26 protein-coding genes are annotated in these 25,860 nt (G+C 49.6%); 10 read left to right on the top strand and 16 right to left on the bottom strand.

What is annotated here, in order from left to right:
- Positions 1 to 113: 113 nt before the first annotated feature.
- Positions 114 to 602 carry a transcription/translation regulatory transformer protein RfaH gene (gene rfaH / locus BN1044_RS11800; RefSeq protein ID WP_072308864.1) on the top strand — a complete coding sequence of 163 codons (489 nt, stop codon included), beginning with the start codon at positions 114 to 116 and terminating at the stop codon, positions 600 to 602.
- Positions 603 to 661: 59 nt separating this feature from the next.
- On the opposite strand, the gene hemB is transcribed toward rfaH, so the two are convergent.
- The 13 genes from hemB to BN1044_RS11735 all read right to left on the bottom strand — a co-directional run bounded on the left by hemB (position 662) and on the right by BN1044_RS11735 (position 13,409).
- A complete protein-coding gene (gene hemB, locus BN1044_RS11795; RefSeq protein WP_040047264.1) occupies positions 662 to 1,684 on the bottom strand; it encodes a porphobilinogen synthase in 1,023 nt (340 codons plus the stop codon).
- Positions 1,685 to 1,698: 14 nt separating this feature from the next.
- Positions 1,699 to 2,481, bottom strand: coding sequence for a 3'-5' ssDNA/RNA exonuclease TatD (tatD, locus tag BN1044_RS11790; RefSeq protein ID WP_072308863.1), 783 nt, complete (start codon positions 2,479 to 2,481; stop codon positions 1,699 to 1,701).
- Between the two features lie 62 nt (positions 2,482 to 2,543).
- Positions 2,544 to 3,329, bottom strand: coding sequence for a Sec-independent protein translocase subunit TatC (gene tatC / locus BN1044_RS11785; RefSeq protein ID WP_072308862.1), 786 nt, complete (start codon positions 3,327 to 3,329; stop codon positions 2,544 to 2,546).
- Between the two features lie 3 nt (positions 3,330 to 3,332).
- Positions 3,333 to 3,887 (bottom strand): Sec-independent protein translocase protein TatB, encoded by a 555-nt coding sequence (tatB, locus tag BN1044_RS11780; RefSeq protein WP_072308861.1) that lies wholly within the window; start codon positions 3,885 to 3,887, stop codon positions 3,333 to 3,335.
- 3 nt (positions 3,888 to 3,890) lie between these two features.
- The gene (tatA, locus tag BN1044_RS11775) at positions 3,891 to 4,160 is read right to left on the bottom strand and encodes a Sec-independent protein translocase subunit TatA (RefSeq protein WP_072308860.1); all 270 of its coding nucleotides are present in this window, start codon (positions 4,158 to 4,160) and stop codon (positions 3,891 to 3,893) included.
- 134 nt (positions 4,161 to 4,294) lie between these two features.
- Positions 4,295 to 5,929: a ubiquinone biosynthesis regulatory protein kinase UbiB gene (gene ubiB / locus BN1044_RS11770; protein ID WP_072308858.1), complete on the bottom strand. Its 1,635-nt coding sequence runs from the start codon at positions 5,927 to 5,929 to the stop codon at positions 4,295 to 4,297.
- Positions 5,926 to 6,543, bottom strand: a complete 618-nt coding sequence (gene ubiJ, locus BN1044_RS11765; RefSeq protein WP_072308857.1) for a ubiquinone biosynthesis protein UbiJ — start codon at positions 6,541 to 6,543, stop codon at positions 5,926 to 5,928. The genes ubiB and ubiJ overlap by 4 nt, the downstream gene beginning before the upstream one ends.
- A gap of 13 nt (positions 6,544 to 6,556) precedes the next feature.
- Positions 6,557 to 7,312 carry a bifunctional demethylmenaquinone methyltransferase/2-methoxy-6-polyprenyl-1,4-benzoquinol methylase UbiE gene (gene ubiE, locus BN1044_RS11760; RefSeq protein WP_040047270.1) on the bottom strand — a complete coding sequence of 252 codons (756 nt, stop codon included), beginning with the start codon at positions 7,310 to 7,312 and terminating at the stop codon, positions 6,557 to 6,559.
- A gap of 103 nt (positions 7,313 to 7,415) precedes the next feature.
- Positions 7,416 to 8,948: a DNA recombination protein RmuC gene (gene rmuC / locus BN1044_RS11755; RefSeq protein ID WP_072308856.1), complete on the bottom strand. Its 1,533-nt coding sequence runs from the start codon at positions 8,946 to 8,948 to the stop codon at positions 7,416 to 7,418.
- 121 nt (positions 8,949 to 9,069) lie between these two features.
- Positions 9,070 to 9,600, bottom strand: a complete 531-nt coding sequence (locus BN1044_RS11750; protein WP_072308854.1) for a DedA family protein — start codon at positions 9,598 to 9,600, stop codon at positions 9,070 to 9,072.
- A 121-nt stretch (positions 9,601 to 9,721) separates the two neighbouring features.
- Positions 9,722 to 11,530, bottom strand: a complete 1,809-nt coding sequence (locus BN1044_RS11745; protein ID WP_072308853.1) for a carbon starvation CstA family protein — start codon at positions 11,528 to 11,530, stop codon at positions 9,722 to 9,724.
- A gap of 157 nt (positions 11,531 to 11,687) precedes the next feature.
- Positions 11,688 to 12,473, bottom strand: a complete 786-nt coding sequence (locus tag BN1044_RS11740) for a tyrosine-protein phosphatase (protein WP_072308851.1) — start codon at positions 12,471 to 12,473, stop codon at positions 11,688 to 11,690.
- A 96-nt stretch (positions 12,474 to 12,569) separates the two neighbouring features.
- On the bottom strand, positions 12,570 to 13,409 hold the full coding sequence (locus BN1044_RS11735) for a dienelactone hydrolase family protein (RefSeq protein WP_072308849.1): 840 nt from the start codon (positions 13,407 to 13,409) through the stop codon (positions 12,570 to 12,572).
- A 418-nt stretch (positions 13,410 to 13,827) separates the two neighbouring features.
- Here BN1044_RS11735 and udp point away from each other — a divergent pair, with 418 nt between their 5' ends.
- The 3 genes from udp (at position 13,828) to nadS (ending at position 15,516) form a co-directional block, all read left to right on the top strand.
- Positions 13,828 to 14,589 (top strand): uridine phosphorylase, encoded by a 762-nt coding sequence (gene udp / locus BN1044_RS11730; protein WP_072308848.1) that lies wholly within the window; start codon positions 13,828 to 13,830, stop codon positions 14,587 to 14,589.
- A 308-nt stretch (positions 14,590 to 14,897) separates the two neighbouring features.
- Positions 14,898 to 15,230: a type II toxin-antitoxin system RelE/ParE family toxin gene (locus BN1044_RS11725; protein WP_072308847.1), complete on the top strand. Its 333-nt coding sequence runs from the start codon at positions 14,898 to 14,900 to the stop codon at positions 15,228 to 15,230.
- A 1-nt stretch (position 15,231) separates the two neighbouring features.
- Complete coding sequence (gene nadS / locus BN1044_RS11720; protein WP_072308846.1) at positions 15,232 to 15,516, top strand: NadS family protein; 285 nt, start codon at positions 15,232 to 15,234, stop codon at positions 15,514 to 15,516.
- 93 nt (positions 15,517 to 15,609) lie between these two features.
- On the opposite strand, the gene fsa is transcribed toward nadS, so the two are convergent.
- Entirely contained in the window at positions 15,610 to 16,275 is a 666-nt protein-coding gene (gene fsa / locus BN1044_RS11715) for a fructose-6-phosphate aldolase (RefSeq protein WP_072308845.1), read from the bottom strand.
- 16 nt (positions 16,276 to 16,291) lie between these two features.
- Positions 16,292 to 18,793 (bottom strand): phosphoenolpyruvate--protein phosphotransferase, encoded by a 2,502-nt coding sequence (ptsP, locus tag BN1044_RS11710; RefSeq protein ID WP_072308844.1) that lies wholly within the window; start codon positions 18,791 to 18,793, stop codon positions 16,292 to 16,294.
- A 337-nt stretch (positions 18,794 to 19,130) separates the two neighbouring features.
- Between ptsP and BN1044_RS11705 the strand changes: the two genes are divergently transcribed.
- The 5 genes from BN1044_RS11705 to BN1044_RS11685 all read left to right on the top strand — a co-directional run bounded on the left by BN1044_RS11705 (position 19,131) and on the right by BN1044_RS11685 (position 24,143).
- Entirely contained in the window at positions 19,131 to 20,213 is a 1,083-nt protein-coding gene (locus tag BN1044_RS11705; RefSeq protein WP_072308843.1) for a PTS fructose transporter subunit EIIC, read from the top strand.
- Between the two features lie 21 nt (positions 20,214 to 20,234).
- Positions 20,235 to 20,555, top strand: coding sequence for a PTS fructose-like transporter subunit IIB (locus BN1044_RS11700; RefSeq protein WP_072308842.1), 321 nt, complete (start codon positions 20,235 to 20,237; stop codon positions 20,553 to 20,555).
- Positions 20,556 to 20,622: 67 nt separating this feature from the next.
- Positions 20,623 to 22,920, top strand: coding sequence for a formate C-acetyltransferase (locus BN1044_RS11695; RefSeq protein ID WP_072308841.1), 2,298 nt, complete (start codon positions 20,623 to 20,625; stop codon positions 22,918 to 22,920).
- Positions 22,886 to 23,773: a [formate-C-acetyltransferase]-activating enzyme gene (locus BN1044_RS11690; RefSeq protein ID WP_072308840.1), complete on the top strand. Its 888-nt coding sequence runs from the start codon at positions 22,886 to 22,888 to the stop codon at positions 23,771 to 23,773. The genes BN1044_RS11695 and BN1044_RS11690 overlap by 35 nt, the downstream gene beginning before the upstream one ends.
- A 25-nt stretch (positions 23,774 to 23,798) precedes the next feature.
- Positions 23,799 to 24,143 carry a PTS fructose-like transporter subunit IIB gene (locus tag BN1044_RS11685; RefSeq protein ID WP_072308838.1) on the top strand — a complete coding sequence of 115 codons (345 nt, stop codon included), beginning with the start codon at positions 23,799 to 23,801 and terminating at the stop codon, positions 24,141 to 24,143.
- Here the strand turns inward: BN1044_RS11685 and BN1044_RS11680 are convergent.
- Complete coding sequence (locus BN1044_RS11680) at positions 24,130 to 25,029, bottom strand: helix-turn-helix transcriptional regulator (RefSeq protein WP_432612988.1); 900 nt, start codon at positions 25,027 to 25,029, stop codon at positions 24,130 to 24,132. The genes BN1044_RS11685 and BN1044_RS11680 overlap by 14 nt on opposite strands.
- A gap of 305 nt (positions 25,030 to 25,334) precedes the next feature.
- Between BN1044_RS11680 and BN1044_RS11675 the strand changes: the two genes are divergently transcribed.
- Complete coding sequence (locus tag BN1044_RS11675) at positions 25,335 to 25,823, top strand: hypothetical protein (RefSeq protein WP_081329577.1); 489 nt, start codon at positions 25,335 to 25,337, stop codon at positions 25,821 to 25,823.
- The last annotated feature ends 37 nt before the right edge of the window (positions 25,824 to 25,860 follow it).

Below are 25,860 nucleotides of genomic sequence, written 5' to 3'. Positions count from 1 at the left end.
AAATGTAAAACCTCGGCGTAAGCAATAGCAGATACTCGCTATAAATAGCTGAAACTGTCTATCAATCCGACCTTTTGCTATGCTCTGGGTAAGTCATTAAATCGTAGGTTGTTATGGAATCGTGGTATCTGCTGTATTGCAAAAGAGGTCAACTAGAGCGTGCGAAAGAGCATCTAACGCGTCAGGAAATTCCCTGCTTTACTCCAATGATTACGTTGGAGAAAATCGTTCGCGGCAAACGTACACAGGTGAAGGAACCCATGTTCCCTAACTACATGTTTATCGAGCTCGACCCTGAAAGAGTCCATACCACCACGGTACAATCTACGCGCGGTGTCAGCCATTTCGTTCGATTTGGATCTCTACCGGTCACCATTCCTTTTAAGGTTATCAAGCAATTGATGACGGCGCCCCCGACTGAATGCATTGATCCTGATACCCCAGCGCCCGGCGATACCGTAGTGATCACCAGCGGTGCATTTGAAGGTTTTGAAGCCATTTACACCGAAGCCGATGGTGAAAAACGAGCCATTCTATTGCTTAACCTGCTCAATAAACCTGTACAGCAAAGCGTTGAGAATACGGATTTCGAAAAACGTTAAACAAAAAAACCGCCGTGAGATATCAACGGCGGTTCTTGTCTTCTCAAATCAAACAATGATTAGCGATTCATTTCTGCATCATGCAGCCACTGGGCAACACGCTTGGCGAAATAAGTCAGCACGCCGTCGGCGCCCGCGCGCTTGAAGCAAATCAGAGATTCCATAATGGCTGGTTTTTCTTGCAACCAGCCATTTTGGATTGCGGCCATATGCATCGCATACTCACCGGAAACCTGATAGGCAAAAGTCGGCACACCGAAGGTGTCTTTCACACGACGCACCATATCCAGATATGGCATACCCGGTTTTACCATCACCATATCCGCGCCCTCTTGCAGATCCTGAGCAACTTCTTGCAAGGCTTCATCGCTATTGGCTGGATCCATCTGATAGGTTTTCTTATTACCCCCTTTCAGATTGCCAGAAGAGCCCAATGCATCACGGAATGGGCCGTAGTAGCAAGAAGCATATTTAGCGGAGTACGCCATGATCTGGGTATTGACCATCTGCTGGGCTTCGAGCTGATCGCGAATGGCGCCAATACGCCCATCCATCATATCGCTCGGTGCAATAATTTCAGCACCGGCTTCGGCATGAGAGAGTGCCTGACGCACCAGAATCTCTTTAGTGATGTCGTTAATAACGTAGCCATCAGCGTCAATAACCCCATCCTGACCATGAGTGGTATAAGGGTCTAACGCCACATCGGTCAGCAAACCAAGTTCAGGAACCGCATCTTTCAGCGCACGAACGGCGCGCTGCACCAGCCCATCAGGGTTATAAGCTTCCTCTGCGTGCAGTGATTTTTTGTCTGTGCCAATAACCGGGAACAGCGACAATACCGGTACGCCCAGTTTGGCGATCGCTTCTGCTTCTTTGATCAGCAGATCGATCGTCATACGGTGCACCCCCGGCATTGAGGAAACTTCTTCCTGATGATTCTTGCCTTCCATGACAAACACGGGGTAAATCAGATCGTCTACGGTCAGAACGTTTTCAGCAACTAAACGACGGCTGAAATCATGGCGACGAACACGACGCAGACGACGGCCTGGGAAGGCCCCTGGAAATGCATAGCTCACGTTATTCTCCTTACTCATACCAGCCGAAAAAGTTGGCGGGCATTATTTTCAGTAACCTGCTTTAACCACTCCACATCCTGCTGACGCCAGCCAGCGACCTGTGAAACGATGTGCGGTAAGAAACAGGGTTCATTACGTCGCGATTTAGGTTTGTTTTCTAAGTCACGCGGCAGTAAATAGGGGGCGTCTGTTTCAAGCAATAGACGCTCGGTTGGGATCTCGGGCAGCATGGCGCGCAGCTCGAGACCACGTCGCTCATCACAAACCCATCCGGTGATGCCGATATACAGCCCCAGATCCAAACATTCATGCAGCTCTTCACGGCTACCGGTAAAACAATGTACTACCGCGCCGGGTATTTTGGCTAACCAAGGACGCAATAGAGCGATAAATTTTTCATGTGCCGAACGGCAATGCAAAAACAGCGGTTTGTTGAGCTCTGACGCTAACGCCAACTGGGCGGTAAAAGCCCGCTCTTGTTCATCTGGAGTCGAAAAGTTACGGTCAAAATCAAGACCACATTCGCCAACGGCGACCACTTCAGGCACAGCAGCCAACGCGGCAATTTCCTCGGCGCATTGGTTATTCCACGAACTGGCATTGTGCGGATGAACACCGGCCGTTGCCCAGCAGTAATTTGTATATTCCTGTGCCATGGTGATAGCACGTTTGCTCTCATGCACATCGGTACCGGTGATCAGCATAGCGTTCACCCCAGCCGTGCGTGCCCGCTCAACAACCAGAGGAACATCTTTGGCAAACTGACTGCTTGTTAAGTTAACGCCAATATCCAGCATGAAAGCACTCCAAAAACCATGTAAAGAGGCCGCCCTTTCGGCGGCCTCTGGCACTTATTGTGTCAGCCTTGTTTTGACTGCTCGTCGGTATCTTCTTCGTTTCCCTCATCCTCGTCACTGCGAGAACGACGTTTACCCACGTAGAACCGGGCGAAGAACACGCCGATTTCAAACAGGATACACATTGGGATCGCCAGCAGTGTTTGTGAGAACACGTCAGGCGGCGTGAGCAACATGCCCAGCACGAAGGCACCCACGATCACGTATGGGCGTTTCTGTTTTAACTCCGCTGGCGTAGTCACCCCGCTCCAGCACAGTAAAATAATGGCTACCGGAACCTCAAACGACACGCCAAACGCCATAAAGAGCGCCATAACGAAATCGAGATAATTATTGATATCCGTTGCGATTGTCACACCAATCGGTGCTGTTTTCGCGAAGAAACCAAACGCCAGTGGGAACACGATAAAGTAGGCAAACGCCATACCTAAATAGAACAAGAACGAGCTTGAAACCAGCAATGGCATCAGCAAACGGCGTTCATGCTTATAAAGGGCTGGAGCCACAAAAGCCCAAATTTGGAACAAAATCATCGGAGCAGAAACAAACACCGACACCATCATCGTTAGCTTAATCGGCGTAAAGAACGGCGATGCGACATCGGTGGCGATCATGCTAGCGCCCTGTGGCAGCTGCTTAATCAGCGGCGATGCAATCAGGTGGTAAATGTCGTTGGAAAAATAGACCAGCGCCAGGAATACCACCAGAATACAAATAATCGAATTTAAGAGTCGCTTACGTAGCTCGATTAAATGGCTAATCAGAGGCTGGGTATCATCAACGGCCATGCTTTAACGATCGCTTGTTGTAGAGTGAGAGGGAACAGGCTGCTCTGGCATTTTCACTGCTGGTTTTTCAGCATCGACCAAAGCGTCCTCTGTGGCTACCGGCTCAGCCGATGTTGCATTGGTTGCTTCCACCTTAACGGCTTCGGCACGCTTGCGCTCATCTTCTCTTAAGCCTGCATCGACTTCGTCGTGAAACGCTTCAGGGTCTGTCACATCCGGTTTATGGATAGTTTCAGCTGCCTGTGCAACAGGCTCAGCAACCTGAGTCTGATAACTGCGCTTCATTGACTCTGCGGCTTCTTTTAGCTCATCCATTGAGGCTTTTAGCTCAGGGGTCAGATTCTGAAGACCAGCGCTTTCGGCTTTCTTCAAACTATCCTGTAGTTCCTGAAGCTTTAACTCTTGCGACAGTTCGTTCTGAACAGAGGCCGCAAGAGATCGCAGCGCCCTGATCCATCCGGCAACCGTACGCACTGCAACAGGCAAACGTTCAGGGCCTAGTACAACTAGACCTATCACCATTACCAGCAGCAGCTCACCAAACCCGATGTCAAACACGGCTTACACCTGCTCTTTGTTCTGGCTCTTAGATTCTTCTTTCTTCACTTCAGGCTGCTGCTCAGACAGAGACTTAAAGTCTGCATCCTGCGGTGCCGCAGTGCTGTTTGTGTTAGTCGACGGTGGAGTTTTATCCTCATCACCAATCGCCTTTTTAAAACCTTTGATTGACGCACCAAGATCGGAACCCAGAGTACGCAGCTTGTTAGTACCAAACAGCAGTACTACGATCACTGCAATAATCAACAACTGCCAAATACTGATACCACCCATTTTAATCACCTCTATTGATAGGGGTTATTCGTGCGCCGCATTATACGGTAGTCACGCAGAAATATTGAACTACTAACCAATAACAATTAATCAAAAGTATGCGCTAGGAACGATGAATTACTCGTTTTGGGTATCTACTGGCGGGTATAACGCCATCCAGCGATCCAAGCCACACATCCGCCAGCAATAACCCAAACTGGCCAGACTGCAATTTTCGCGGCAACCAAAATCGTACCACTCAGTAATAGTGTAGCGCCAATCCCAAACAAATATCGTGAACGTCCATGGCGATTACGTTGTTTATCGAGCTGTGTGAATACGCGATCGACGCTCTGCTGCAAGGCTTTATGCTGTTGCAGACTGTCATAGAACAGCTCTGGCAGTTCCGGCAGCTTTTCAGCCCAGAACGGCGCTTTCTCTTTCAAAGAACGAATAATCGCAGGTATACCCACCTGATCGCGCAGCCATGTTTCTAAGAAAGGCTTGGCTGTGGTCCACAGATCTAACTGCGGATAAAGCTGACGCCCCAATCCTTCCACATACAGCAGTGTTTTTTGCAATAGAACCAACTGCGGCTGCACTTCCATGTTGAAGCGTCGCGCAGTATTGAACAGATTTAGCAGCACATGACCAAACGAGATTTCGGCCAATGGCTTTTCGAAAATAGGTTCACACACGGTGCGAATAGCAAATTCAAAATCTTCAATGTTGGTATCACGCGGAACCCAACCTGAGTCAACGTGCAGCTCTGCAACCTTACGGTAATCACGATTGAAGAACGCAATGAAGTTTTCTGCCAGATAGCGTTTATCGTCTTTGTTCAAGCTGCCCACGATGCCGCAATCTATACCGATATATTGCGGATTCTCCGGGTGTTCATAGCTGACAAAAATATTGCCAGGGTGCATATCTGCATGGAAGAAACTATCGCGGAATACCTGAGTAAAGAAGACCTGCACACCGCGCTCGGCCAACAGTTTCATATTGGTGTTTTGCGCATGTAAAGCAGGCAAATCAGACACAGGAATACCGTAGATTCTCTCCATCACCAACACATTTTCACGGCAGTAATCAGAGTAAATCTCGGGAACATACAGCATTGGGCTGTCTTCGAAATTACGACGCAGCTGAATAGCGTTCGCCGCTTCTCGCAGCAAATTGAGCTCATCCAACAACGTTTTTTCGTATTCACGCACCACTTCACGCGGGCGTAAGCGGCGGCCATCCGGCATCAGCTTCGGGACCCAGTCCGCAAAACGGTACATCAGGCGCACGTCAGCTTTGATAATGGGCAGAATATCGGGGCGAATCACTTTCAGAACGATCTCGCGACCGTTTTCTTTTAATTTAGCCGTATGAACCTGAGCGATAGAAGCCGAAGCCAGCGCGTTTTGGTCGAAATCATCAAACCATTGCTCAAGCGGACCGCCCATTGAATCTTCAATTTGCTTGCGAGCAAGAGCACCATCAAAAGGCGCAACACGATCTTGAAGCAGCGCCAGTTGATCGGCGATCGTTGGCGGGAACAGGTCGCGTCGCGTCGACATCATCTGGCCAAACTTAATCCAAACCGGCCCTAACTCCTGTAATGCCAAACGCAGGCGTTCGCCTAGAGGCTTGTCTTTATGCTTGTTACGCATCCAAAACAGCAAATGCCTGCCCATGCGCAACGGCAAGGTAATGCGCATTTTCGGGATCAGTTCATCGAGGCCGTATGTGAGGAAAACACGAACAATCAAATAAAAGCGGCACAGTTCCGTTGGCGTCATACCTTGTCCTCAAGCTGTGAAAGTCGCTTATCCAGACTTTCCGTCTGACGATTGACGGCATCAACCTCGTCATTAAACCACGCTGCTTCTAATGCACCCGGAGCCACACGCCACTCTTCGGTCATCGCTTGGCCAATATACTGCTGTTGGCGTTTACAACCCGTGGCGATAAAGCTGGCGCCTTTACGCAAAAACTGGCTCATCCCCTGAGCAACAATATCGCCCGTGTACGGCGCTAGCAGCTCAGCAGGATCCCATTCAGCTAAATCCAGCAGGCCGATGAACTGCTGCACCACCTGAATATCGCCTTCTACGTTTAGATCACCGGAACGAATAAGCGCAGTCAGTTGCTGGCGATCGCGCAGTTCAGGTAACACGGATAACCTCGTCGTGACGCTGCAATCCGTGTTGTCTTCCCATGCGCCTAAAACATCCAAGCGGCTTTCACTAAAAGCCAAATAGAGCGGCGAGTTTATTTCATTGACGAAAACCCCCAGCACTTTACCTGTTAGGCGCTGACGAGCGCTGTTTAGCGCCCGATCGCGGTACAAGATTCGGTTGAGCGCCGTTTCAATCGCACCAGTCAATAATGGGTTTAGCAATGGGGTCAGCATAACGATCCTTCAGTTAAAACTTGTAACCACGATGTAGAGCAACAATCCCACCGGTTAAGTTGAAATACGTGGTGTTTTCAAAACCTGCGTCATCCATCATGGATTTCAGCGTTTCTTGATCGGGGTGCATGCGAATAGATTCGGCCAAATAGCGATAGCTTTCAGAATCATGCGCCACCAGCTCACCAATTTTTGGCAAGATGTGGAATGAATAAGCATCATAGGCTTTATTCAGTGGCTCAAGTAACGGCTTAGAGAACTCCAGCACCAGCAGGCGTCCACCCGGCTTCAACACGCGATACATAGAGCGCAGAGCTTTATCTTTATCGGTCACGTTACGCAGGCCAAAGGCAATGGTAATGCAGTCAAAATGGTTATCTGGGAACGGCAACGCTTCAGCGTTTGCCTGAACGTAGTTGATATTGCCAATCACGCCCAGATTGCGCAGTTTCTCACGGCCAATCTTCAGCATGGAATCGTTGATATCCGCCAGAACAACTTCGCCCTGCTCGCCCACAATACGTGAAAATTTTGCTGCCAGATCGCCCGTACCACCGGCAAGATCAAGCACCTTTTGCCCACGACGAACGCCGCTGCAATCAATGGTAAAACGCTTCCAAACCCGATGGATGCCAAATGACATGAGATCATTCATCAAGTCGTATTTTGCCGCAACGGAGTGGAATACCTGAGCAACTTTGCTCGCTTTTTCAGTGGTGGCGACGGTTTTGAAACCGAAATGAGTGGTTTCCGGCGTTTGATCTACCATTTTTTCTTAGCCTGCTTTTAATCTGATTGATTGTGAATCTACGCGATTAAGCGCTGTTCGGTGGTGCGAACAGTGCTCGGCCTAGTCGAAGCAAGGAGCAGTGTTAATCATCGAGTCCGTTAGCGACTCTTATGGCAGGTTGCTGGGCAGCGTAATCCGCAGGTTCAGCAAACTCCTCATCTTCGGGTTCATTTTCCAGTCGGGCTTCTTCAGCAAGTGAAGGGCTAATTGGCCGTTTCACTTCCACTCCCAGAGTACGGAAACTCTCGACTTGTCCTATCAGATTACCACGGCCTTGCGCCAGTTTGTTCATTGCCTGACGATAACTTGCCTGTGACTTATCCAGACTCTGCCCAAGAGATTCCATATCATCAACGAATAAACGCATTTTGTCGTATAGCTTCGATGCACGTTCGGCGATCTTCTGCGCATTTTGGCTTTGATGTTCATAGCGCCACAAATTACTGATAGTACGCAACGCAACCAGTAAGGTCGTTGGACTAACCAGCATAATGTTATGTCGTAATGCTTCGCTAATCAGTTCTGGCTCGCGATCGATAGCAGCCAAGAAAGCAGGCTCGACGGGGATAAACATCAAGACATAATCCAGCGAACGCAACCCGGGGAGCTGCTGATAATCTTTACGCCCTAGCTGGCGAATATGTCCTTTAACCGAGGCGACATGTTCTTGCAAAGCGAGTTCTCGCACTGCGTCATCCTCGGCATTAAAGTAACGCTCATAAGCCACCAGCGACATCTTGGCATCAACCACCACGTCTTTACCCTGCGGAAGACGCACAATCACATCCGGCTGCATGCGGTTATTCACTCCAACCTGCACACTCACCTGCGTTTGATATTCATATCCTTCACGCAGGCCCGAGGCCTCTAAAACGCGGCTGAGTACCACCTCACCCCAGTTACCTTGCGTTTTATTGTCCCCTTTCAAGGCCTTGGTCAGGTTAACGGCTTCGCGCGCCATTTGCGCATTCAACTGCTGGAGATTGCGAATTTCATGAGCCAGCGTATGTCGCTCACGCGATTCTTGCCCAAAGCTCTCTTGAACCTGACGACGAAAACCATCGAGCTGTTCACGCAACGGGCTTAGCAAGCCATTCAGGCTTTGCCGATTTTGTTCTTCAACACGCTTTCCACTCTGCTCAAAAATACGGTTAGCGAGATTTTCAAACTGGGCACTCAGGCGCTGCTCGCTGTTAATCAGCAAGCGCTGCTTTTCTTCAGCCCCCAGTCGAGTTTCTTCTAAGCGAATCGTCACTTCGCGCAGTTCGGCCTCCTGCGCGCTGTTGACTTCGCGCAGAGCGCGAAGTTCTTGATTGAGTTGTTCATATTCATCACGCCAGATCGACTGTTGGTTTAACTTCTCCTGCGTCGCTGCAAATTGGCTATACAACGTGCGTAGTTCTTGTTCTTTTTCTCGCACCTGTTGTTCTTGCTGCTGGCGTTGCTGTATCAGCGTTTGCTGTTCTTGCTGAAGCTGCGTAATTTCCTGCTGATGCAGGCGCAAATCGCCTTCCAGCGTCAATCGATGCTGTTGCATACGCAAACTTGCCAGTAACCAACCCAGCAGCAGGCCGACAACGCCGCCCGCTAAACCATAAAATATGCTGGAATCCACCCTGCCTCCACCTTGATGACTTTTTCTGAACGTCACGGTAATAATATACTGTATGGATGTCCAGAGCGAGTAAGCAAAGTCTGCGAAGCAGTACGCAAAGTGCTATAAAACCCAGCGAAACTTAATCAAGCCAGCCGTTCAGCCCTTGAATGCCAAAAGCGCCGGGAGCCAACATGGCGAATCCCCAAACGATGGCCGAGAGTAAATTTGCCAGTTGAAAATACCGCTTCGGCATCCCGCAAATCCCCGCCACCAGAGGAACAACGGCACGCAGTGGGCCAAAAAACCGGCCAATAAATACGCCCCAGGTTCCCCAGCGTTCAAAGAATGCATGTCCGCGCACCATCAAATGCGGATGACGAGAAAGCGGCCACATGTGCTCAACCTGATGCTGATAGCGATCGCCAAACCAGTATGAGACCCAATCGCCCATAAAAGCGCCGACGCTAGCGGCAATCCATAGTGGCCAGAATGCGATCCCGCTTTCTCCTACCAGCGCACCTAACCCAAGCAGAATTACCGTGGCGGGTAACAATAGTGACAAAAATGCCAGCGACTCGCCGAAAGCTAAAAAGAAAACAATCGGAATAGCCCAATGTTCATGGTTGCGAACAAATTCAACCACTACCTGAATAATGCTATCTAACGTCACGATGCCGTTCTCTTGATTAGGGTTGTCTTGGCAGGATACGGCATCAAAGCGGCGTTGTGGATTAACCAAAAATAAACGGCCGATAAATCGGCCGTTTAAGAGAGTAGTAAAACTTAATTATTTATGCTGTTGCCGCCGTCTGTTCAGCACGCAGTTCTTTTCCACGTACATCCCACAGTTCACGCCATTTACGCAGAGCAGAGATCAGGATAATCACACCCAGAACCATCATGATAATTGAGATAGTGCCGTTGAAGATGTTGTAACCTTTCGCCGCAGAGTTGAAATAGACGTTTTTAATCATCCAGTAACCGGCATAGTTTACGGTCACGAACAGATACGCTAACGGGATAACACAGGTCAGCATATATACGCGTTTGGTCGCCAAGCGCAGGATAATTGTTGCACCGATAATCAGACCAACAGAAGCCATCAACTGGTTGGACACACCAAACAACGCCCACACCGAGTTAATATCACCGGAGTTCAGCAGGTAGCCCCACAGCGCACAGGCGATGATAGAGCAGAAGATTGAACCTGGCAGCCAGTCAGTACGTTTCAGCGGAGCCCACAGGTCACCCAAGAAATCTTGCAGCAGGTAACGTGCAACGCGAGTACCGGAATCAACCGCGGTCAGAATAAATACCGCTTCAAACATGATAACGAACTGGAAGAAGTAGGAGGCCAAATTGCTAAACCATGGCACACGGATAAAGATATCCGTCATACCCACCGCCAGCGTAACTGCACCACCGGTACGGCCGTAAAGATCCAAACCAATCTCTTGGCTCAGTTTCGGCAAGTGAACCACTTCCATGCCTAACCCAGCCCACGCTTCTGCGCTGGAGTTAATCGCAAAGTAATCAGCAGGATGCAGAGAAGTTGCTGCGATCAGCGCCATCACGCCAACCACACATTCTGCCAGCATCGCACCAAAACCAACCGGCAGGATATCGCTCCATTTGTCGATCTGTTTTGGCGTAGTGCCAGAACCGATAAACGCATGGAAACCAGAGATTGCGCCACAGGCGATGGTGATAGAGATGAACGGCCACACTGGACCAGCCAGAACCGGGCCACCGCCGTGGATGAACTGAGTCACCGCAGGGAACTGGATTTCTGGATTTATGAAGATAACGCCGATAACCAACGCGCCAAACACGCCGATTTTCATAAAGCTTGAAAGATAACCGCGTGGCGTCAACAACATCCACACCGGTAACGCCGTTGCAAAGAATGCATAGGCTGGCAGCAGCAGGCTTACCGTTGTGGCTTTAAACGTCAACCACTCGCCAAAAGTCGTATTTTGAATATGCGGGCCGAAGAATACGCAGGCCATAATAGCCGCGATACCCACGTAAGTTGCCCCCTTCATACTGCCGGTCACGCGCTCCCACAGACCCACGCCGATCGCGATAGGAATGGTCATGAATACGGCGAAAGTCCCCCAAGGGTTACGTTCCAACGCATGCACCACCACCATCGACAAACCTGCCATGGTAATTGTGATGATGAACAGCATGGCTAAACCAGTACACCAGCCCGCAATCGGACCTAGTTCAGATTTAGCCACTTCAGATAGGGATTTACCCTGATGTTTCATGGAAGCGAACAGCACTACGGTGTCATGCACCGCACCGCCGACGACACAACCAATCAGCAACCAGAGGAAGCCCGGCAGATAGCCGAACTGCGCAGCCAGAACCGGACCAACCAGAGGCCCCGCCGCGGCGATAGCCGCAAAGTGACTACCAAAGTTAACCCATTTTTTGGTAGGTACGTAATCTTTCCCGTCTTCAAAGGTATGTGATGGAGTCACTTCGTTATCATCTGCACGCAGTACCTTTTTTACGAAAAAGATACCGTATAAACGGTAGCAGATCGTAAGGATACACAGCGTAGCAATAACGAATGTAATTGCGTGTTGCATAGTTATTATCTCCTGAGGATTTCTCAGGCGCTAACATACTGGAGGGCTATTTGTGGAGGGGATTGAATTTGGTTAAGCGGCGTTTTAGCTACGTAAGCGGTATGAAAAATGGATTGAGTGGAGCCGAAAGGCTCCACTTGCTTTAAATATCGGAGATTTACGGCTCAAGGAACTGTTGCTGAAGTTGTGATCGCACCTGCATATTTAGCCCATATTCTTGTTCCAGCCAGCGATCAACCGTGCTGTATTTCTCTTTGATCGCATCCAACGCCGTGACCAAAAATTCCTCACGGGCAGACAGTACGTGAGAAAACTGCCCCAGCGCTTTTTCGTTCAATTTTATAGATAGGTAGTCCAGCATTTGGCTGCGGAATGGCGCTAGCGTGGTTTCGGTTAACAGATAATCTTCCATCACCGTTACTTCATCGGCGCCTAAGGCAAACAGCACCAACGCGGAGCCCACGCCCGTTCTATCTTTACCTACCGCACAGTGCTGCACAATCGCGCCTTCCTCACCGCTTTGCAGCAAAGTGCTTAACAGCTGATAAGCATGGTTGCTGAATGGCAAACGGCGATAGAGTTCCAGCATAAATGCGTTTGCATCGAAAGATTCCAACGCTTCACTGGTGAGTTTCTCCAGATTAGCATTCACCTCAGTGCTCAGCGGATTGGCTGGCAAGTTGATATAGCGCACCGCGTCCCACAGCACATCAGGCTTGTTAGACACTTCATCGGCATCGCGATAGTCGAGGATATTTTTAATCGGCACATCTTGCAGGTAATTCAAATCTTTGTCCGTCAGGCGGTCTAACGCGCCCGAACGGAACAACTTACCACGCTTAACCCGACGCCCATCGGCAGCCAGATAGCCGCCCATGTCACGGAAATTAACGCCGCCTTCCAATGGGGCCAAGGAGGGATGCAAAAAAATAGTGGCTGTCATCATGACCTCTTATTATTTTAGATTATCACTCCCACCTTATCAGATTCAGTGAAAAACGGTGAAACACCGCCGCACTGAATCCCAAAAACCGACTGATTACTCAGGTTTATTCACACCACCATAGGCTGCAAACCACGCTAACATACGCTCCCAGCCGTCTTTCGCTGCCTCAGCGTTGTAGCTTGGGCGATAGTCAGCATAAAAGGCGTGGCCCGCCTGTGGATAAACAATAATCTCCGCCGTTGCGTTGGCCGCGCGCAGCGATTGACGCATAGTTTCCACCGTTTCTTGTGGAATACTGTCATCCAAACCACCGTATAGCCCTAACATCGGGGCGCTGAGCTCAGCGGCAACGTCTACGGGATGCTTAGGCGACGTTAGCGTTTTGTCTCCCACGAAGCGCCCATACCACGCAACCCCCGCTTTAAGCTGCGGATTATGCGCGCCGTATAGCCACGTGATACGCCCACCCCAGCAGAATCCGGTGATATACAGACGACTAGCATCGCCACCGTGGCGAGCAGCCCAATGTGCCGCATGGTCTAAATCGCCCAGCACCTGTTTGTCTGGCACTTTGCTGACGAGGTTTTGAAATAGCGTTGGAATATCGGTGTAATCGCTGGCTTCTCCCTGACGGAAATACAGCTCGGGGGCGATAGCCAAATAGCCCTGCTTGGCTAAACGACGGCAAACATCTTGAATATGCTCATGCACACCGAATATCTCCTGCACGACCAGCACAATCGGCAGCGGGCCATCGGCATGCAAGGGTTTAGCTAAATAAGCAGGAAGATCGTCTCCCTGAGAAGGGATCGTGGTAAAACCGGCATGCAAACCTTCGCTATCGGTATGAACTGTGGTCTGGGCAATAGTGCCCGCTGCGGGGGAAAACGTAGATGGCGAGTTTAGCAATGTGATGAGATCTTCAGTCTTCATGTAAAGCTCCCTGTCTGAATATATTGCAAGAATGTTAAGTATAAATAGCAATAATTTGTTTGCTTGAGAAGCAAACCCTCAATAATTGGAGTTACATCACTACAATAAGCAAACGCAGCCAGCACCGATGCAACTTCATGTATGACGGGTATAAACAATCTTCTGGAAAGGCAAGACAACACATTAGCACCCACCAAATAGCCGCTTGGCTGGCGAACACAAAGTAGGCATGCCACACTGTTGGCGGCGAAAAAAACGACTAACCCGCCACTTTATGTGATTTTTATCACAATTATTTGTCGTTCTTGTTATTGTTTCTTCATGCGTAGTGATTTGAGTCACGCATTTAGCCGATGAATTTCAGTAGAGTGCGTTTTTGTTCCTCCTTACAACTTATAGCAATGACAGAGGAGTCCGTATGTCTAAGTCTGATGTTTTCCACCTTGGCCTCGTAAAAAGCGATCTGAATGGCGCAACCTTGGCTATCGTTCCTGGTGATCCTGAGCGCGTAGAAAAAATTGCCAATTTGATGGATAACCCAGTTAAGCTGGCCTCGCATCGTGAATTCACGTCTTGGCGTGCAGAGCTAGACGGCAAATCTGTCATCGTTTGCTCAACCGGTATTGGCGGCCCATCAACGTCTATCGCCGTTGAAGAACTGGCACAGCTGGGTATTCGTACCTTCCTGCGCGTAGGCACCACTGGCGCAATTCAGCCACACATCAACGTTGGCGATGTACTGGTTACCACCGGTTCCGTTCGTTTAGACGGTGCGAGCCTGCACTTTGCTCCAATGGAATTCCCAGCCGTTGCCGACTTTACCTGTACTACCGCTCTGGTAGACGCAGCTAAGGCCGTTGGCGCAACCACCCACATCGGTGTAACCGCCTCTTCTGACACCTTCTATCCGGGCCAAGAGCGCTACGACACCTTCTCTGGCCGCGTAGTGAGCCGCTTCAAAGGCTCAATGAAAGAGTGGCAGGAAATGGGCGTGATGAACTTCGAGATGGAATCAGCGACTTTGCTGACCATGTGTGCAAGCCAAGGCCTGCGTGCAGGTATGGTGGCGGGCGTTATCGTTAACCGCACCCAGCAAGAAATTCCAAATGCAGAAACGATGAAGAAAACAGAATCTCACGCGGTGAAAATCGTCGTTGAGGCCGCTCGTCGCCTGCTGTAGTCAGTAGATCTCCAATTTGAAAGGGAGGCGAAAGCCTCCCTTTTTTGATCCCAAAATAGCCCTTTCACAACGTCGCTGGAATGCTGCCCGCATATCCTTACCAAAGTGGAAAAAATCATTTTTCATTGTTGGCCTACGCGCCTAATCTTCGCCACCAAGTCACTTTTCCAGGCTATCTCTACTCACTTATTTTTAGTGCCATGAACGATACGCTTATTATTAGCCACCCTATGGCTAAACCACATTGGTCAAAGTGTACATAGTACATTTGTAGGTGTACTATGTACCCCTACAAAGGAGCAGACTCCGTGAGTCACGCGCTTGAGTTTATTGAAACATCGATGTTTACGCGGCAAATCAAGCAGATTGCCACGGACGATGAATTAAAAGAGCTCCAAAAAGAACTGATTAGCTCTCCAAGCAAAGGTGACCTGATACAGAAAATAGGCGGCCTACGAAAGATCAGAATGGCGGCTGGCTCACAAGGAAAAAGCGGTAGTACTCGTGTGATTTACTTTCTAGCGACTGAAGATATTATTTATCTGATCATGGCCTATCCCAAAAGCACCAAAGACAGCCTAACCGATACAGAAAAAGCAGAGTTGAAGAAACTAACGAAATTGCTAAAAGATGAGGTGTGATATGAGCTTTTTTGACGACCTAAAAACATCTCTTGAAGAGGCTGTCGACATTAAAAGTGGCCTTAAAGCCCCTACTCGGGTTACCCACTATGCTATCGCTGATGTAAAGGCGATAAGAGAGCAGCTTAACGTTTCGCAAAGCGAAATGGCAAAAGCTCTGGGAACCAGCGTTGATACCATCAAAAGTTGGGAAACGAAAAGGCGTAACCCAACGGGGCTGGCGGCAAAAGTGTTAGCGACCATTCAGGCTAATCCCGCGTTCTTCCGAGAACTTGCATCCCATTAGTCAGCGATATTTTTAGCCATATCCTTTATTCGAAGCTAGCGATGGATTGGCGGAATGAGTCCAAAATTTAACACTCGCCCCGCCTTTATGTCGTTATCCGAGCGACAAACAACCAAACGCCCCTTGCCAGTCCTGCTCAAACTTCTCCACCGCCGCATCCACGGCTGGGGAAGCCAAGAATTGCTGCGCCACATCCAGCGGCAGCGTTATCGCCTCACAACCCGCTAATAAGCAATCCAAGGCCTGACGCGGTGTTTTAAAACTGGCCGCTAGCACTTTGGCATGCGGGGCATGTATCTCTAACAGAGACTGAAGCTCCTGCACCGTTTTAATCCCATCACCGCCCTGTGCATCAATACGATTCACATAAGGCGCGACGTAATCAGCGCCCGCCAGCGCGGCCAATAATCCTTGTGCGGCGCTATAAACCGCGGTACCCAGCGTTGGGATACCCAATATTTTCAGCTGTTTAATTGCCGCCAGGCCTTCCTGTGTGACGGGGACCTTAACCACCAGCCCAGAAACCTGTCCCGCAAGCTGTTTAGCTTCTAACACCATCTGCTCGGCATTCCGCCCCATAACCTGCGCAAATAAAATCCCACTGCCCCCCAGCGCTTCTCTGAGCTGCGGCAAAACCGCCCAAACCGGCTGGCCTGCTTTGGCGACAATGCTTGGGTTAGTAGTCACTCCTTGCAATGGGAAAATACGTGCCAAACGTTTTACTTCTGCGATATCTGCGGTATCTAGATAGAGTTCCATAGCCTATTTCCTTAGATTAAATATCTAGCTCACGAGCCAGTAAATTAGCCACATCGGTTGCCTCTTTAGCTTCAACCAGCGCCGAGCGAAACTCTTCATGCATAATGCGACGTGCCAGTCGAGAAAAGATCCGCATATGCTGATCGCCAGCGGCATGTTTGTTCAGCGTTAACATGATGATGTATTGGGCTTCCTCGTCTCCCCAAACCACAGGCTGTGGAAGCCGCGCAACGCTGATGGTGGACTGCTCAATATGCTCGGATTTGGTGTGTGGAATCGCGAAGCCAAAGCCTAGGCCTGTGGAAAACACAGCCTCTCTCGCCCACAGATCTGCCCCCAGCTTGCGTGGATAGCGGCACCGCCCCGCCAACAGCAGGTTATCAGTCATGCCTTTGATGACTTCCTCTTTACTGCGCCAATCATTACTTAACGAAATGCAATCTGCGCTAATCAACGGTGCGTCTTGCTGCGTCATCCTGAATTGAGCCAACAAATGCTCTACCTCTAAAGACGTTCGGCAGGCCATCGCTTGATTGAGCAGCAAACGACACTCTCGGCTATCTAGCTGTGCAAGGCGCGCTTTGGTGGCAGGAATTGAAGGGGCGCTCATGCTAATTTCATCAAGCCCCAAGCCCAGGAGAAGCGGCAAAACTGAACCTTTCGCACCGAGCTCACCGCATAGCCCAATCCATTTACCCTGCCGATGCACTTCACGAACCGCATGATCAAGCGCACGTAAGAAGGCTGGGTTTAGGCTGTTATAGTGTTTCGTCACTTTGGCATTATCACGATCGACGGCGAGCAGATACTGGGTCAGGTCGTTACTGCCGATACTAAAGAAATCAATTTCTTCACAGCATTGATCGATAATAAACATCACCGACGGCACTTCTAGCATGATGCCAAGCGGGATCTTTTCATCGAAAGGGATCTGTTCTGCACGTAAGTTTTGCTTCACTTCAGCCAGCTGATCTTTCACCCATAAAATCTCTTCCATAGAAGAAATCATCGGGATTATTATCTTGAGTGAGCCATGCGCAGAGGCGCGCAGGATCGAGCGCAGTTGGGTATGGAATAGAGAAATAAACTCCTGATAAATACGCACCGCGCGATAGCCAAGGAACGGGTTATTCTCTGCCGGGATCTTAAGATACTCTACGGGCTTATCGCCCCCGATATCCATGGTTCGCACAATGATGCTACGCCCATTCGCTCCCTCTAACGCTTGGCAATAAATATTGTAAAGTTCATTTTCTGAAGGCGCATGAGCACGATCCATATACAGCATTTCGGTTCGGAACAACCCTACCGACTCGGCACCGTTACCAAACGCTGGTGCGGCCTCAATGGAATGGGCAATATTCGCGGCCACTTCCAAACGCACGCCGTCTGCGCTGCGCCCTTGTGCCGAAAGATAGGCCTGCTGCTGTTCACGAATGCGCGCCTGTACCTGCGCTTCCTGCTGATAATAGCGCTGTACTTCAGGCGACATCTCCACCGCGATCAGCCCTAAATCACCGTCAATCTGCACGTTTTGCTGCTCATAATCTGCAAGAGCATTGGCGTCAACGCCAACCAACGTGGGGATATTGAATGAGCGTGCCAAAATAACCGTATGCGACGTGCTACCACCGCTGTTCAACAGCAGGCCTTTCAATAGCGATTTATCCAGCTCTAAAAACTGACTTGGCGTCAGTTCGTCAGCCATACAAATACTGTTTTGCTGCAGGGATATTTGAGAAGGAAAACGCTGAGTACCATAAATTTGCTGTAAAAGCTGGAAGCACACATCGCGTACGTCTAACGCACGCTCTTGCAGATATTCACTGGCCGATGCGGCAAACTGCTGACAGAAATACTCACCGGCAGCCACGATAGCGTGGGCACAGCTAGCACCTTCAACAACCTGCTCTAATAGCTTGTTACGTAAGGAGTTATCACTTAATAACGAACGGTGAGCCTCAAGAACCGCGCTGGCCGTTCCACTATCATCCATCAATTGAAGATCCAAAGACTTCAATAGGCGACTTAGTCCGGCATCCAGCTCTCTTTGCTCTTCTTCCACACCGCGTGACGCAGGCAGCTCACCCAGACGATTAAAATCGATGCCAGATAAATGCACCAAAATTCCAGTCGCAATCCCACCGCAAACCGAACGCGCCCGCACAATTTTAGGATTTAGATTGGTCAAGGACTGCGGTAATACTTCCTCCTGCGTTTGCGCTATCTGTGGCAAAGGCGCATCACAGTGGGGGAATTCATTCTTAATAAAGGAAGATAGGCGCTCATGCGCCTGCTCAGCATCAGCGCCCTCAATCATGAGATGGCATTCATCACCGTGTAAAGTATCGGTACCAATCAGCGCCAAAGCGCTTTTGGCATTCCCTTTTCGTCCAGTGCGTAAATTGAGCCACTCAATATGCGCGGTGAACTGATTGCACAGCGTTTCGATATGGCTCGCCGGGCGGGCGTGAACACCGTTCGGCAATTCACAGGTAAATTTCAGCACTTGCGACATGGCACACTCTCCTGAGCTAACGCTTGATAATGCTAGACAGGATAGAAGTAGTGCGGCCCATGCGGATATGGGACAAAAATGCCAAACACTGGACAAATGTAATCACCCACCCAAAGTGAGATGCTGCTCACATCGCAAATTATCGCTAGATTCTCCGATTCATTCACCATAAGTTTGCGCCCGATCTCATTTTCATTCACACCGTACAAATATCCAGTAAATGGCATTTTTCTCCACTGTCTGCCGAACTTCAGATTGCCTATTGTGGAGTCCAGTTTCGAGTCAGATCGGCCTTGATGGCCCATCCATGCATTCACTCTCTGTACTGGAGAACGCGATGAAAGAGTTGGTTCAGATACTTAAAAATACCCGCCAGCACTTAATGACTGGCGTCTCGCATATGATCCCTTTTGTCGTTGCCGGCGGCATTCTGCTTGCTGTCTCCGTCATGCTATACGGCAGAGGTGCCGTGCCCGATGCAGCGACCGATCCTAACTTAAAAAAGCTGTTTGATATCGGCGTTGCCGGTCTGACATTGATGGTGCCCTTTCTGGCTGCTTATATTGGTTACTCCATCGCAGACCGCTCTGCGCTGGCTCCCTGCGCCATCGGCGCATGGGTAGGCAATTCATTTGGTGCGGGCTTTTTCGGGGCCATCATCGCCGGGATTATCGGCGGCATCATCGTGTTTTATCTCAAGAAGATCCCTGTTCCCAAGCTCCTGCGTTCGGTCATGCCTATCTTCGTTATTCCAATTATCGGCACTCTCCTCACTGCGGGGATCATGATGTGGGGATTAGGCGAACCCGTTGGCGCGCTCACCTCAGGCTTAACCCACTGGTTGCAAGGCATGCAGCAGGGCAGCATCGTCGTCCTCGCCGTTATCATGGGGCTCATGCTGGCTTTTGATATGGGTGGTCCCGTCAACAAAGTCGCCTACGCCTTCATGCTTATCTGCGTCGCCCAAGGTGTTTATAGCGTTGTAGCTATTGCCGCCGTAGCAATTGCTATTCCCCCTCTTGGATTAGGCTTTGCCACCCTGATTGGTCGCAAGTACTACAACGCAGAAGAAAAAGAAGCAGGCAAAGCTGCGCTGCTCATGGGCTGCGTGGGCGTCACCGAAGGTGCCATTCCTTTTGCCGCCGCCGACCCATTGCGGGTGATCCCATCCATCATGATCGGCTCCGCCTGCGGTGCGGTAACCGCCGCATTGTTTGGTGCTCAGTGCTACGCCGGTTGGGGAGGGCTTATCGTTCTGCCTGTCGTTGAAGGAAAGCTTGGTTATATCGCCGCGCTGGCCGTTGGCATGGTGGTCACCGCGCTGTGCGTCAACTTATTAAAAAGTTTGGCCGCCAAAAAACAGGCCGTGCAAACAGAGAATCAAGAAGACGATTTAGATCTGGATTTTGAAATCAATTAATTCTGCTTTGAGGACATCATTATGACAAAGATTATCGCTGTAACCGCTTGCCCATCCGGTGTTGCCCATACTTATATGGCGGCTGAAGCCTTAGAACGCGCAGCGAAAACTAAAGGCTGGGAATGCAAAGTTGAAACCCAAGGATCCATCGGATTAGAAAACGAATTAACGGCTGAAGACGTTGCATCTGCAGATATGGTGATCTTAACCAAAGACATCGGCATCAAGTTCGAGGAAAGATTCCAAGGTAAAACCATCGTGCGCGTCAACATCAGCGACGCGGTTAAACGCGCAGATGCCATCATGGGCAAAATAGAGCCACATATTTCACAAACGGCCTAATCGCTAGAACGGGTATGGTTTTGAATCCATAACCGTTCCCCGCTGAATTCTCGGATCGGAGTCCACTATGACCGCTCGTATCGAACGCTTAAAAGCAGCGATGTTTGCTAACCCAAGAGAAATTTCTCTGGAGCGAGCCTTGCTCTATACCGCAAGCCACCAGCAAACAGAGGGCGAGCCAACGATTTTGCGCCGTGCTAAAGCCACTGCATACATACTCGATCATGTTGAGATCTCTATCCGAGCCGATGAGTTAATCGCGGGCAACCGCACCGTTAAACCACGCGCAGGGATCATGTCTCCTGAAATGGATCCCTATTGGCTTCTCAAAGAACTAGACCAATTCCCGACTCGCCCGCAGGATCGTTTCGAGATCTCAGACGCGGATAAAGCCATTTACCGCGAACAGCTATTCCCTTATTGGGAAAAACGTTCAATGAAAGACTTCATCAACGGGCAGATGGACGATGAAGTCAAAGCCGCAGTAAAAACACAAATTTTCAGTATTAATCAAACTGACAAAGGGCAAGGGCACATCATCATTGACTACCCTCGTCTGCTGAAAAATGGCCTAGGCGCGCTGGTCAGCGAAATGCGTTTACTGATCTCAGAGCAACCTGATAACGCTTTTTATCAGGCTGCTTTTTTACTGCTAGAAGCCTCGCAGCGCCACATACTGCGTTATAGCGCGCTAGCGCAAGAAATGGCGTTGGCTTGCCCAGATGAGCGACGTCGCCAAGAACTCGTCAAATTGGCAGAAGTATCCAGCATCATTTCAGCGGAGCCTCCGCAGGACTTCTATCAGGCCTGTCAGCTGTTTTGGTATATGAACATCATTCTGCAATATGAGTCGAACGCTAGCTCACTTTCATTAGGGCGTTTTGACCAATATATGTTGCCCTTTTATCAATCTTCATTGAATCAAGGTGAAGATCCACTTTTCCTGCGCGAGCTATTGGAATCACTGTGGATCAAATGCAACGATATTGTGCTACTTCGCTCCACCTCAAGCGCACGCTATTTTGCCGGTTTTCCAACGGGTTACACTATCTTACTGGGTGGTCTGACGGAAACGGGCCGCAGCGCGGTCAACGTCTTATCGTTTTTATGCCTAGACGCATACCAAAACACTCAGCTTCCACAGCCCAACCTCGGCGTTCGTGTGAATGAATTAATCGACCGCCCTTTCCTGCTGAAAACCGCCGAAACTATTCGCATTGGCACCGGTATTCCCCAGATCTTCAATGATGAAGTCGTTGTTCCAGCGTTTTTGAATCGTGGCGTTTCGCTAGAAGATGCACGAGATTATTCGGTGGTCGGCTGTGTAGAGCTCTCTATTCCGGGCAAAACCTACGGCTTACATGACATAGCTATGTTTAATCTGCTCAAAGTCATGGAGATCGTTCTGCTCGAAAATGAAGGCAACGCCAATCTGCATTACGAAGACCTGCTGGAACAGATTCGCTGCAAAATTTGCTACTACGTAAAATTGATGGCCCAAGGCAGTAATATCTGCGATGTCGGCCATCGCGATTGGGCACCGGTGCCGCTGCTTTCATCCTTTATTAGTGACTGCCTAAGCAACGGTAAAGACATTACCGAAGGGGGGGCACGCTATAATTTCTCTGGTGTACAAGGCATTGGTATCGCAAACCTCAGCGACTCTCTACATGCCTTAAAAGGCATGGTTTTCGATCAACAGCGACTCAGTTTTGATGAGCTCATTGCAACGCTGAAGGCTAATTTTGCAACGCCGGAAGGCGAGAAAATCCGTGCCCGTCTGATCAATCGTTTCGAGAAGTACGGCAACGATATCGACGTGGTTGATAACATCAGCGCCGATTTACTGCGTTTTTACTGCAAAGAAGTTGAAACCTACCGCAACCCCCGTGGTGGGCAGTTCACGCCGGGTTCCTATACCGTTTCAGCGCACGTGCCGCTCGGTGCGGTGGTAGGCGCAACGCCTGATGGACGTTACGCAGGTGAGCAGCTCGCCGACGGCGGTTTATCGCCGATGCTCGGTCAAGATGCACAGGGGCCAACCGCGGTACTCAAATCGGTGAGCAAATTGGATAACTATCTGCTTTCAAACGGTACATTGCTGAACGTTAAATTCACTCCGTCTACGCTGGAAGGCCAATCAGGGCTGAACAAGCTCGCCGATTTTCTGGGTGCGTTCACTAAACTTAAGCTACAGCATATTCAATTTAACGTGGTGAATGCCGAGACATTACGTGCTGCACAGGCAAAACCACAAGATTACGCGGGGCTCGTGGTGCGCGTGGCTGGTTACAGCGCCTTCTTTGTTGAGCTGTCGAAGGAGATCCAAGATGACATCATTCGCCGTACGGCACATCAGCTCTAACCAGCCGACATCCGCTGGGCACTTGCCCAGCAATGTGGCGCGGATCTTTAATATCCAACGTTATTCGCTTAACGACGGTGGCGGGATCCGCACCGTCGTATTTTTCAAAGGTTGTCCACACACCTGCCCGTGGTGTGCAAACCCCGAATCAATCTCCAATCAAATACACATCGTACGTCGCGAAGCCAAGTGCCTGCACTGCCAGCCGTGTCTGAATAATGTCGATGAATGCCCAGCCACGGCGATGGAACGCATTGGCCACGATATCTCGCTCGACGATCTACTGAAAGAAGTACTGAAAGACGACGTATTTTTCCGCTCGTCTGGAGGGGGTGTCACCCTCTCTGGCGGCGAAGTACTAATGCAAGCGCCCTTCGCCCTACAACTTCTCACTCAGCTAAAATTTTTAGGTATTAATACCGCGATAGAAACCGCGGGCGATGCCAGCACCAATACGCTTCTAGCACTGGCCAAGCAGTGTGATTCCGTTCTGTTTGACCTAAAAATCATGGATACGGTGCGAGCGAAAAACCTGCTCAATATGCACCAGCCACGCGTGCTACGAAATTTCACTCAGCTAATTGAAGAAGGAATAACACTCATCCCACGCGTACCGCTTATTCCCGGCTATACGCTAGACGTGGACAATTTTCGGGCCATATTAGAATTCTTGGCTCCGTTCACACTACCTGAAATCCATTTGCTGCCGTTTCATCTGTTTGGCGAAGCCAAATATCGTCTGCTGAATCGCCCTTATAAAATGAACGATGTAGTGGCTCCTAGCGAGGCAGAGATCGAACCAATACGGCAACTCGCTATCAATGCTGGATATCGTGTTATAACGGGTGGGTAATGAGTGTGCTAGCGAGGATACTAAAATGACAATAAAACTGGTTGCGGTCACCGGATGTATTAGCGGCGTAGCTCATACCTATATGGCCGCAGAAAGATTAGAGAAAATTTGCCAACAAGAAAAATGGCAGGTAAAAATTGAAACTCAAGGCGCACTTGGTATTGAAAATCAGTTATCAGAGCATGACGTAGCCTCAGCGGATGTCGTCTTATTAATTGCCGATATTGAACTGGAAGGCGCTGAACGCTTTACCCATTGCCGCTGCGTCCACAGCAGTATCAACACGTTTCTCCGCTTTCCTGAGCGCACGCTAACAGCGGTGAAAAAGATCGTCACATCACCGCAGGAAACCCACATCAACATTCGCTAGATAGAACATTCTCTAGACCGTTTTGCTGCACCTTATCCAATAACTGACTCCGATACTGGCGACGATACTCCGAGGGAGAACGTTCAGTCGTTTTCCGAAACAGTCGACAAAAGTAGTTACTATCCACAAAACCGCACGCATGAGCGACTTCCTTCACTTTCATATCGTAGCGTTTCAGTAAATGCTTGGCCTGCTCAAGGCGCGTGTAGTTGAGATATTCATTAAAACCGACGCCCCCCGCTTTTTGGAATAAATGTGAAAGGTAATTAGGCGAAATATAAAATGCCTGCGCAACAGACTCACGGGTTAACGGATCGCGATAAAACTCATCAACATGCTGACGCACCGCGTCGAACAGCGCCTGACTACGCGATGCGGTCTGAACCTGACTGCCGAGCAAGTCTAAACAATGGCTGATCAATCCCTTCACGATGAAACGTGCTGTGTTTTGATCGCGCTGGTTCCAGGTCAGTTCGTTCAGCGCCTGCAATAAAAATGAGCCCACACGTGGGCCACGGCGCGCCACATTCTGCTTACCCAAATCCTGATACTGCTCACCGTTCCAGCGTAACAAACTAAAACCAAGCTGTTGCTTACCGAATAAAACGCTCAACGTGGTTACCGGCGTGCTCCATTCAGGGCTATTCCACCCCCCAGCCGGTACAAACAGGGCATCACCCGCTTGCAGAACATGCTCAGCCGAGCCGCCTTGCACGTCCTCCCATCTCATTTTTTGCTGGCCTTCCAACACCAGTTCTAAGCGTGGGAAATTAACCTGATATGCCAGTTCCGGTGCAGGTTGCTGATTACCCGTAAAATACACCTGTCCTTGCCGCTCAGGCTGCTGCATCCACAACGTCAGCGCATGGGTAAGTTCTCTCATCAGCATTGCATCCTAGATATCAATGGGTTTGATTCGTTTTTTGAGCATAACACAGACCATTTAGTGCCAAGAGGTTCTTTGGTTTGACCTTTTCATCGCATGGCACATTATGTTAATGCTTTGTTGCAAATTGTTTGGTTTTATATTCTTAAGGAATGAGTAACTACAAATTCATTTCTCACAAACCTTCTTTGCTCATAACTAAAACACCCTATTCGGCAGGACATCACATCGTGTGATGGCCTCGTTATACGCAACAGCTCCATGACGGTTTGATTCATAGGTTTAGCTACGTACGGAGGCAAATTATGAGAAAAATCAGATACCATCACACCTTATTGGCTTCAGCGTTGCTGGTGTTTTCTGCGTCCAGTTTGGCGGAACAGCTGCCTAACTGCGAAAACGTTGTACGTCAGGCCAACGAACAGCTGATGCACCAATCTTCAGCAACCATCAATGATACTCAGGGTTTGAGCTCTTTAATCCGCCAAATCAATCAGCACCAAGAGCTACCCACTAGCTATGTCACCACCGACAAAGCAAAGCGATTTGGCTGGAGTGGAAATGCACAAGAATCTATTTGGGCGAGTAATTTACTGTTAGAAAACAAAAGTATCGGTGGGGATGCCTATGATAAAAGCCCTAACAATGCTAGCGAGCGCTGGTACAGTGCTGATGTCGATAGTCTGCGCGGATATCGCAGCGGTAAGCATTTAATTTATCAGCCAGCAAACGCAACGTACTATCTCACCACCAACGACGGCAGCTCCTTTGTCGCAATTCCTCAATGCCTGTAGCCGATGAGTCGGATGCTGCCTTGCGCAGCATCCGAAA

Origin of the sequence: Hafnia alvei (assembly GCF_900095695.1) — a bacterium.
In the GTDB taxonomy this organism is placed as follows: domain Bacteria; phylum Pseudomonadota; class Gammaproteobacteria; order Enterobacterales; family Enterobacteriaceae; genus Hafnia; species Hafnia alvei_B.
The sequence above is the reverse complement of the archived record's forward strand: the minus strand, read 5'-3'. Positions and strand labels throughout refer to the sequence as shown.